General features: G+C 71.6%; 9 protein-coding genes. 6 read left to right on the top strand and 3 right to left on the bottom strand.

Annotated features, from left to right (window positions below; translation table 11 throughout):
- Window positions 1-406 precede the first annotated feature (406 nt).
- From ACFW2E_RS33750 to ACFW2E_RS33740, 3 genes are all read left to right on the top strand, one after another.
- Window positions 407-829 carry a hypothetical protein gene (locus tag ACFW2E_RS33750; protein WP_384471790.1) on the top strand — a complete coding sequence of 141 codons (423 nt, stop codon included), beginning with the start codon at window positions 407-409 and terminating at the stop codon, window positions 827-829.
- Window positions 830-941: 112 nt separating this feature from the next.
- Complete coding sequence (locus tag ACFW2E_RS33745) at window positions 942-1,088, top strand: hypothetical protein (RefSeq protein WP_384471787.1); 147 nt, start codon at window positions 942-944, stop codon at window positions 1,086-1,088.
- A gap of 163 nt (window positions 1,089-1,251) precedes the next feature.
- Window positions 1,252-2,652 (top strand): glycoside hydrolase family 16 protein, encoded by a 1,401-nt coding sequence (locus ACFW2E_RS33740; protein WP_384471784.1) that lies wholly within the window; start codon window positions 1,252-1,254, stop codon window positions 2,650-2,652.
- Window positions 2,653-2,698: 46 nt separating this feature from the next.
- On the opposite strand, the gene ACFW2E_RS33735 is transcribed toward ACFW2E_RS33740, so the two are convergent.
- Window positions 2,699-3,940 carry a hypothetical protein gene (locus tag ACFW2E_RS33735; protein ID WP_384471781.1) on the bottom strand — a complete coding sequence of 414 codons (1,242 nt, stop codon included), beginning with the start codon at window positions 3,938-3,940 and terminating at the stop codon, window positions 2,699-2,701.
- A gap of 65 nt (window positions 3,941-4,005) precedes the next feature.
- Window positions 4,006-4,512, bottom strand: coding sequence for a SigE family RNA polymerase sigma factor (locus tag ACFW2E_RS33730; RefSeq protein ID WP_384471778.1), 507 nt, complete (start codon window positions 4,510-4,512; stop codon window positions 4,006-4,008).
- 188 nt (window positions 4,513-4,700) lie between these two features.
- On the opposite strand from ACFW2E_RS33730, the gene ACFW2E_RS33725 reads away from it, so the two are divergent.
- On the top strand, window positions 4,701-5,144 hold the full coding sequence (locus tag ACFW2E_RS33725; RefSeq protein WP_384471776.1) for a hypothetical protein: 444 nt from the start codon (window positions 4,701-4,703) through the stop codon (window positions 5,142-5,144).
- A 12-nt stretch (window positions 5,145-5,156) separates the two neighbouring features.
- Here ACFW2E_RS33725 and ACFW2E_RS33720 read toward each other — a convergent pair whose 3' ends face one another.
- Window positions 5,157-6,053: a helix-turn-helix domain-containing protein gene (locus tag ACFW2E_RS33720; RefSeq protein WP_384471773.1), complete on the bottom strand. Its 897-nt coding sequence runs from the start codon at window positions 6,051-6,053 to the stop codon at window positions 5,157-5,159.
- 146 nt (window positions 6,054-6,199) lie between these two features.
- Between ACFW2E_RS33720 and tkt the strand changes: the two genes are divergently transcribed.
- Window positions 6,200-8,275, top strand: coding sequence for a transketolase (gene tkt, locus ACFW2E_RS33715; protein ID WP_384471770.1), 2,076 nt, complete (start codon window positions 6,200-6,202; stop codon window positions 8,273-8,275).
- 19 nt (window positions 8,276-8,294) lie between these two features.
- Window positions 8,295-8,912 (top strand): transaldolase (tal, locus tag ACFW2E_RS33710; RefSeq protein WP_384471767.1); only part of this gene is annotated, 618 nt, incomplete at its 3' end.

The raw sequence follows: 8,912 nt of genomic DNA, 5'->3' as shown, positions 1-8,912 counted from the left end.
GCGGGGGGGCGCCCCCCCGCGCGCCGCCCCCCCCCCCCGGGCCCGGGTCGCCCCCCTCGAGGGGGCGGGGAGTCCGGCGGCGGGTCGCCGTCTCGCAGAGCTGGACGGCGGTCAGGGCGCCCGCCGCGCCTGCTCCGACGATGGCCACGGTGTGCCGCTTGCGGACTTCGGTCACGGATACCTCCGGAAAGCCGTACGGGGGCGGGATCCCATCGGAAACGCAGGACGCCGGTCGGCTGTTCATACCTCGTTCACACGGGGATCGGCAGGGGCAACCGCGCTTTCTGGCCGTCGGGTCGCGGGTCCTCACCGGAATCTCAGGGAGCCGCCTGCGGATTCAAAGGACCGCTACGGACGAGCGGCGCGGGATGCCCAGGCACAGACGGACCGCTCAGGAGGGCGTGTCGTGCCCGGGTTCGAGGAGTCGTCACAAATCGAACCGGTCGGGGGCAGCCGCGGCGGCGGTCCCGGCGCGGGATCCTCGGCGTCCGGGATCCTCGGCGTCCTCCAGGCGCTGCCGGCCGCCGCCCCGACGGGCTGCGGTTCCGCCCCGGACGCCTCGGCCACCCCGGACGGCAGGAGCGGCGTCACGACGTCCGCGCAGGCCCTCACGACCGGGATGGCGACCATCACGGTCACGCCCGCCGCCGGCACCAGGAAGGCCGAATTCACCAGCCCCGTCGAGGTCACCGCCACCGACGGCACCCCGGCCCCGGCCTCGGTCACGGTCACCTGCAGCGACGGCTCGGCCCTGTCCGGCGCCTGCAACGACGGCCGGACGAAGTGGACGTCGGCGAAGAACCCGTGCAGCCGGTCGGCATCATGGTGATCAGCGAGCGGTTCGGGCAGACGCGGACGGAGTCGTCCACGGTCGGGCTCGGCGACGAGTGCGGCATCCCGGACATGCCGCACGCCAACTGCCGACCTGCCGTCGCGCCCTCGTGGCGGGCTACGAGTTGCACGAGAGCTCGATGCCCGGTGACGTGGTGATCGTGAGGAACTCGGGCGAGAGGACCGTGGAGCCGTCGAACGGCCTCAACGGCCGGAACCTGTCCCGGGCGGACTGGAAGGCGGGCAGCGCCCTCTGACGCAGGGTGTCTTCATCGGATGAACTCCGTTGCGAAACAAGGACTTTCTTTGCTTTAACTCTTGACGACCGAAGGAGCGGAGAGCACATTGGGCGCACTCTGAGAGCGCTCTCAGACGTTCGAAGGCACCCGCGCATCCCCTCCGTACCCGAGAGGCACCCCCATGAGCGAAACCTCCGGTATACCCAGACGGCGGCGGGCCCTCACCGCCGCCCTCGCCGCGTTCGGACTGGCGGCCGTACTGGCCGCGGCCGCCACCCTGCCCGCCAGCGCCTCGGCGCCCACGCCCCCGTCGGGCTGGACCCAGGTCTTCCTCGACGACTTCAACGGCTCCGCCGGCTCCGGGGTCAACACTTCCGACTGGCAGTACGACACCGGGACTTCGTACCCCGGCGGCCCCGCCAACTGGGGCACCGGCGAGGCCGAGACGATGACGAACAGCACGAACAACGTCTCGCTCGACGGCAACGGCAACCTCCGCATCACCCCGCTGCGCGACTCGGCCGGCCGCTGGACGTCGGGCCGCATCGAGACCACCCGCACCGACTTCCAGCCCCCGGCCGGCGGCAAGCTGCGCGTCGAGGCCCGCCTCCAGATGCCGAACGTCACGGGCACGGCGGCCGAGGGCTACTGGCCCGCCTTCTGGATGCTGGGCGCCCCCTACCGCGGCAACTACCAGAACTGGCCGGGCGTGGGCGAGCTGGACATCATGGAGAACGTCCAGGGCCTGAACAAGGTCTGGGCCACGATGCACTGCGGTACCAACCCGGGCGGCCCCTGCAACGAGACCTCCGGCATCGGCAACAACATCGCCTGCCCGAACACCACCTGCCAGTCCGGCTTCCACACCTACACGATGGAGTGGGACCGTTCGGTGAGCCCCGAGGCGATCCGCTTCTACGTCGACGGTGTCAACTACCACACGGTGACGGCGAACCAGGTCGACGCGACGACCTGGGCCAACGCCACGAACCACGGCTACTTCGTCATCCTCAACGTGGCGATGGGCGGCGCCTTCCCGGACGCGCTGGGCGGCGGCCTGGACGGCGACACCGCCTCCGGCCGCCCGATGGTCGTCGACTACGTCCAGGTCCTGCAGTCCGGCAGCGGGGGCGGTGGCGGTGGCGGTACCACTCCCCCGCCCCCGGGCAACCGGGACGCCTACTCCGCCGTCCAGGCCGAGTCGTACGACAGCCAGTCCGGCGTGATCGCCGAGTCGACCACGGACACCGGCGGCGGTCAGGACATCGGCTCGATCGCCAACGGCGACTGGGCGCTGTACAAGGGCGTGAACTTCGGCTCCACGGCGGCCACCCAGTTCTACGCGCGGGTGGCGAGCGGTGCCGGCTCCGGGGTGAGCGGGCTGGTCGAGGTGCGTCTCGACAGCCGTTCCAGTTCCCCCGTCGGCAGCTTCGCGCTGGCCGGAACGGGCGGCTGGCAGTCGTGGCGGACGGTCCCGGCCAACATCGCTTCCGTCACCGGCACGCATGACGTGTATCTGACCTTCACCAGCGGTCAGCCGGCGGACTTCGTGAACGTGAACTGGTTCGACTTCGGGCACTGAGGCGTGTTCGGACCCGGGGCGGCACCCCGGGTCCGTGCCGTCCGCGTCAGCGCACCTGGTCCCACTTCGGGCTGAGCGCGATCGCGCGGAGCTGCTCGACGGTGAGCGCGGGTGTCCTGCGCGTCGCGGCGTCGTGCTGCGTGCCGGAGTTGAAGGCGCTGATCACGACACGCCGGCCATCGGCGCGCATGGTGTCGACCGTCCACATGACCACGCCCTCCCGGCCCTTCTCGCCCGGTCCCTGGTGGACGGCGACCCGGGTGCCGTTCGCCAGGGTCTCGGAGTCTGCGCCGAAGAGGTCACCGGCGACGTCCCGCATGTCGGCCTGCACATTGACCTGGACGAGGCTCCTGCCCTTGCCGTCGTTCACGACGGCGTAGGCGGAGTCCGTGTCGTCCTGGCTCCTGGCCACCACGTGCAGCCCCTTGGGCAGCAGTGCGAGGAGGGTGGTACGGCCGCCGGTGACGGCATGGGGAGCGCTCGGTGCCGCGGTCGGCTTCCCGCGGTCCTGCGGGATGGAGTCGACGTATCCGCGCCACACCGCGGCCGTCGCCAGCTTCTTCAACTGGGCCCTGTTCAGCGGCGGCTCGGCCCGGGAGACCGGGGCGCCCTTCTCCGCGGCGGCGTTCCATTCGCTCACGGAGACGTGCTGCCCCGCCGGGGTGACCAGTTCCGCGCTCCACCACTTGGTGTCCACGCGCCGGTCGGGATACTCGTACCCCTGGAGGAGCCTGAGCGTCGACCCGTCCGGAAGCATGCCGGTGGAACAGTGGTCGTACGGGGTGAACGTCTTGTCCGGGCAGGCCGTGCTCTGACGGGCCTGTTCACTGCCCGGTTCGACCCGGCCCAGGCTCACGCCGACGGCGCCCTTGCCCTTGCCGTCGTCGTAGACCACGTGCGCGTACGGCCCCAGCGGGGACTCGTCGGCGCCACGCGACTCCTGGCCGCTGGTCCTGCCCTTGGGCAGCAGATGTTCGAGAGTACGCAGGAGCTGGTCACCGGTGACCGGGGCGGCGGTCGGTGTGGCCTTCGGCTTCGCGGCCGCGGAGGCGCGCTGCGGAGCGTGGGGCTGGCCCGGCGGCAGGAGCAGCGCCCCGCCCGCACCGATGAGCGCCAGCCCGGCCGCCCCGCCCGCGACCGCCCCCCCGCGGCGCAGCCGCAGTCGCCGGCCGCGGGCAAGTCCGGCGGCGGCGAGCGCGGCCCGGTCGGTGTCGAAGCCGCCGGCGGTCTCGCGCAGGGCGGCGGAGAGCCGGTCCCCGAGGGGGTCGTTGTGCTGTTCAACGGACATGGCAGACCACCGTTTCCCGTGGTTGAGGTGATGCGACGGAAGTGAGTCGGGACGGAACGGAGCCGTCAGGGCCGCGCGTACTCGCCGAGGTCCTCGCCCAGCAGTTCCCGCAGCCGTCCGAGAGCCCGCACGCACCGCGTCCGCACGGCCGCCGAACTCGCGTTCATCGCGTCGGCGGTCTCCTCGACGGTGCGGTCCTCCCAGTAGCGCAGGACGACCACGGCCCGGTCCTTGGCGGGCAGTCGGGCCAGTGCCTGCAGCAGGGTCAGCCGCAGGGACGTGTCGCCGGGGGCGTACGGCACGTCCGGCAGTGCGTCGGTCGCCCACTCGGTACTGCTGCGGCGCCGCCGGTGGGCGAGGAAGGTCCGGGTGAGCACGGTCTGGGCGTACCCGGCGGGGTTGCCGACCCGCGACACCCTTCCCCACCGGACGTACAGCCGGCCGAGGGTCTCCTGCACCAGATCCTCCGCGAGGTGCGTGTCGCCCGCGGTGAGCAGGCAGGCGGACCGGTACAGGTGCCCGGAGCGCGCCGCCGCGAACTCGGCATACCCCTCCGCGCGGACCAGTCTCATGCGTGGTTCCCCCTGTCGCCTCGGAGGCTCGGACCGTTCTCACTTCACTGATGCGGTGGGCTCCCGGAAATGTTTCACTGCCGGCGGACGCCCGGTGAGGCGGGAACGGGCACCGGATGGCGCCCGGCCGGCGTACGGCGGGTAGGTTTCCCCTCGGAGACGACGAAGCGCGGGGGACCGGGGGACGCATGACGCATCAGCCGCCGTACGGCGAAGGACAGCCGCAGGGTTTCGGCCCGCCGGCGCAGTACGCACCGCCCCCGCCCCGGTACGCGCCGGCCCCGCCGCCGTACGCCCCGGCGCAGCAGCCCCACCCGCAGCCGCCGATGCCACCCCAACCGGCTTCGGCGGGACCGGAGTTCCTGGTCGTCGACCGTCACAACTCGATCGTGGTCGACGGGGAAGGCGTGACGTTCGAGGACCACGACGTCACCGCCGAGTTCCCCTGGGAGGAGATCCGCAGCGTCCACTACCGGGCGAGTCCCTCGGGCAAGGCCCTGATGATGGCCGTCGTCCATCTCGACGGCCGGGTCTACGAGTGCGCCGTGACGGCGAGGCCGCGCGAACTGCTGGGACAGTGGTTCGCGCAACTGGCCGCGGTGCTGGGGTACTACCGCCCGATGGGGTACTAGAGTCCCCGGTCGCTAGCGCAGCTCCGCCCGGAACGTGGCCGGGGTCTGCCCGGTGTGCAGATGGAAGAACTTCGAGAAGTTCGCCGCGTCGGGGAAGCCGACCGCCGCGCCGACCCGGCCGATCGGCATGGCGGTGTGGGCGAGCAGACGCTTGGCCTCCAGGACGACGCGCTTGTCGATGAAGCCCTTGGGCGTCTCGCCGGTGGCGGCGCGGACCGCGCGGACGAGGGTGCGGCGGGAGTAGCCCAGGGCGTCGGCGTAGGCACTGACGCTGTGGTTGGTGGCGAAGCCCTTCTCGACCGCGTCGCGGAAGAGGGTGAACGTCGTGTCCGCCTGCTGCCGGGCCGCCTCCGCCGAGCTGTCCGCGAGATGCGCGAGCCGGAGCAGGAACGCGGTCAGCGAGTGGCGCAGGACCGCCGTGTGCAGGCTCAGCGGCAGGGTCGCAGTGTCCTCGTACTCGCGTTGCAGCTGGTCGAGGCCCGCGCGCAGGCCGGTGAGCCGTGCCGGGCCGGGGCGCAGCAGGGGCGGCAGGTCGTAGCGGTAGAGGCCGGTGGCCTCCACGGTGGCCCTGGGCAGGAAACCGGGCTGCATGGTCAGGACGGTTCCGCGGTACTCGTCGGCGTCCGAGAAGCGGTGGACCTGACCGGGACGGATCCACAGCAGGTCACCGGCCGTCGCCTCGTGCTCGGCGAAGTCGATCATGTGCCGTACCGGGCCGCGGTCGAAGAGCATGACCACGTGGAAGTCGATGCGATGGACACGGTGCAGGGGCGCTTCCGCGTGCCAGGTGCGCCCGGTGCCCATGGGGCCGACCTGCATGCCGACCCCGCAGACGCTGAGGTCGACCGGGAAGGGGAAGGTTCTGATCCCGTCGCCGTCGCCGACGCCTTGGATGGTTCTGTCCGCCATGTCCTTCTCGTGCCGCCCCTGTCGCACCGCCGATGTCCCACTTTCACCACAGGCTGACACACCTCGCCCTTCCCACGTAAAAGTCAGACTTTTAGTTTTGAACGCGCCCGGCCAGAACTCTCGCTTCGATCAAGGACTTCTTGAAGATGAGCACGCAGACCTCCGACGGCTTCGAGTGGACCGACCTCGACCGGCGTGCCGTGGACACCGCCCGCCTCCTCGCGGCCGATGCCGTGCAGCGGGTCGGGAACGGGCACCCCGGCACCGCGATGAGCCTGGCCCCGGCCGCGTACACGATCTTTCAGAAGGTGATGCGTCATGACCCGGCCGATCCCGAGTGGACCGGCCGTGACCGCTTCGTCCTGTCCCCCGGCCACACCTCGCTGACCCTCTACACACAGCTCTTCCTCGCCGGGTACGAGCTGGAGCTGGACGACCTCAAGGCCTTCCGGACCCATGGCTCCAAGACGCCCGGCCACCCCGAGTACGGGCACACGGCCGGCGTGGAGACCACCACCGGCCCGCTCGGCCAGGGCGTCGCGAACGCCGTCGGCATGGCGATGGCCGCCCGCTACGAGCGCGGCCTGTTCGACCCCGACGCCCCCGAGGGCACCTCCCCCTTCGACCACACCGTCTGGGCGATCGTGTCCGACGGCGACCTGGAGGAGGGCGTCTGCGCCGAGGCATCCTCCCTCGCCGGCCACCAGAAGCTCGGCAACCTGGTCTTCCTCTACGACGACAACCACATCTCCATCGAGGGCGACACCGCGACGGCCTTCTCCGAGGACGTCCTCAAGCGCTACGAGGCCTACGGCTGGCACGTGCAGCGCATCGCGCCCGCCGGCAACGGAGACATCGACGTCCACGCGCTGTACGCGGCCCTGAGGGCGGCACAGGCCGAGACCGGGCGGCCCTCCATCATCGCGATGCGCACGGTCATCGCCTGGCCCGCCCCGAACGCGCAGAACACCGAGGCCTCCCACGGCTCCGCGCTCGGCGCCGAGGAGATCGCCGCCACCAAGCGCGTCCTCGGCTTCGACCCGGACCGCGACTTCGAGGTCGCCGACGAGGTCCTCGCCCACACCCGACGGGCCCTGGACCGGGGCGCCGAGGCACACGCAGCCTGGGACAAGCGGATCGAGGAGTGGCGCACCAGCGACGCGGAGCGCGCGCGGCTCTTCGACCGGATCGTCGCCGGTCAGCTGCCCGAGGGCTGGGAGGAGGCGCTGCCGGTCTTCGAGCAGGGGCGGTCCGTCGCCACCCGCGCCGCCTCCGGCAAGGTGCTCCAGTCGCTCGGCGCGGTCGTCCCCGAGCTGTGGGGCGGCTCCGCCGACCTGGCCGGCTCCAACAACACGACCATCGACGCCGCGTCGTCCTTCCTGCCGAAGGACAACCCGCTGCCCGAGGCCGACCCGTACGGCCGCACAGTCCACTTCGGCATCCGCGAGTTCTCGATGGCCGCGGAGATGAACGGCATCGCCCTGCACGGCAACACGCGCGTCTACGGCGGCACGTTCCTGGTGTTCTCCGACTACATGCGCAACGCCGTCCGCATGTCGGCCCTCATGCAGCTGCCGGTCACCTATGTGTGGACGCACGACTCCATCGGCCTCGGCGAGGACGGCCCCACCCATCAGCCGGTCGAGCATCTCGCCTCCCTGCGCGCCATCCCCGGGCTGAACATCGTCCGCCCGGCCGACGCCAACGAGACCGCGGTGGCCTGGGCCGAGATCCTCCGGCGGCACTCCACCGCCCCGGCCCCGCACGGACTGGCCCTCACCCGTCAGGGTGTGCCGGTCTACGCGCGCAACGACGACGCGGCCAGGGGCGGCTACGTCCTGCGGGAGGCCTCCACCGGGACCCCCGACGTCGTCCTCATCGCCACCGGCTCCGAGGTGCAGCTCGCCGTGGCCGCCCGCGAGCTGCTGGAGGCCGGGGGCATCGGCACCCGGGTCGTGTCGATGCCGTCCGTGGAGTGGTTCGAGGAGCAGCCGCGCGCGTACCGGGACCGTGTCCTTCCTCCGTCCGTGCGGGCCCGCGTCGCGATCGAGGCCGGAATCGGTCTCACGTGGTACCGCTTCACAGGTGACGCAGGACGCATCGTCTCCCTCGAGCACTTCGGCGCCTCCGCCGATGCCAAGACCCTGTTCGCCGAGTTCGGCTTCACCCCCGAGAACGTCGCCGCCGCCGCCCGGGAATCCCTCGCCGCAGCCCGCGGTTGATCCGATCGCCAGAAAGAAGATGATCACAGTGAACGAAGCAACCGCCACCGCGGGAGCACTCAAGCGCCTGTCCGACGAGGGCGTCTCCATCTGGCTGGACGACCTGTCGCGCAAGCGGATCAGCACCGGCGACCTGGCCGCGCTCGTCGAGAACCGGAACGTCGTGGGTGTCACCACCAACCCGTCGATCTTCCAGGCCGCCATCGGCTCCGGCGAAGGCTACGAGGAGCAGCTCACCGACCTCGCCGTGCGCGGCGTCACGGTCGACGAGGCCGTCCGGATGATGACCACCGCCGACGTCCGCGCCGCCGCCGACGTGCTGCGGCCCGTGTACGACGCGACGGACGGCGTCGACGGCCGGGTCTCCATCGAGGTCGACCCGCGCCTGGCCCACGACACGGCGGCGACGGTCGCCGAGGCCAGGCAGCTGGCCTGGCTGGTCGACCGCCCCAACGTGATGATCAAGATCCCGGCGACGAAGGCCGGTCTCCCCGCGGTCACCGAGGTCATCGGCGCCGGCATCAGTGTCAACGTCACGCTGATCTTCTCGCTGGAGCGCTACCGCGAGGTCATGGACGCCTACCTCGCCGGTCTGGAGCAGGCGCAGGCGGCCGGGCTGGACCTCGCCGGCATCCAC

This window comes from Streptomyces sp. NPDC058964 (genome assembly GCF_042741275.1).
Taxonomy (GTDB): domain Bacteria; phylum Actinomycetota; class Actinomycetes; order Streptomycetales; family Streptomycetaceae; genus Streptomyces.
Note: the sequence above shows the minus strand (reverse complement) of the source record. Positions and strands in the feature narration are given on the sequence as shown.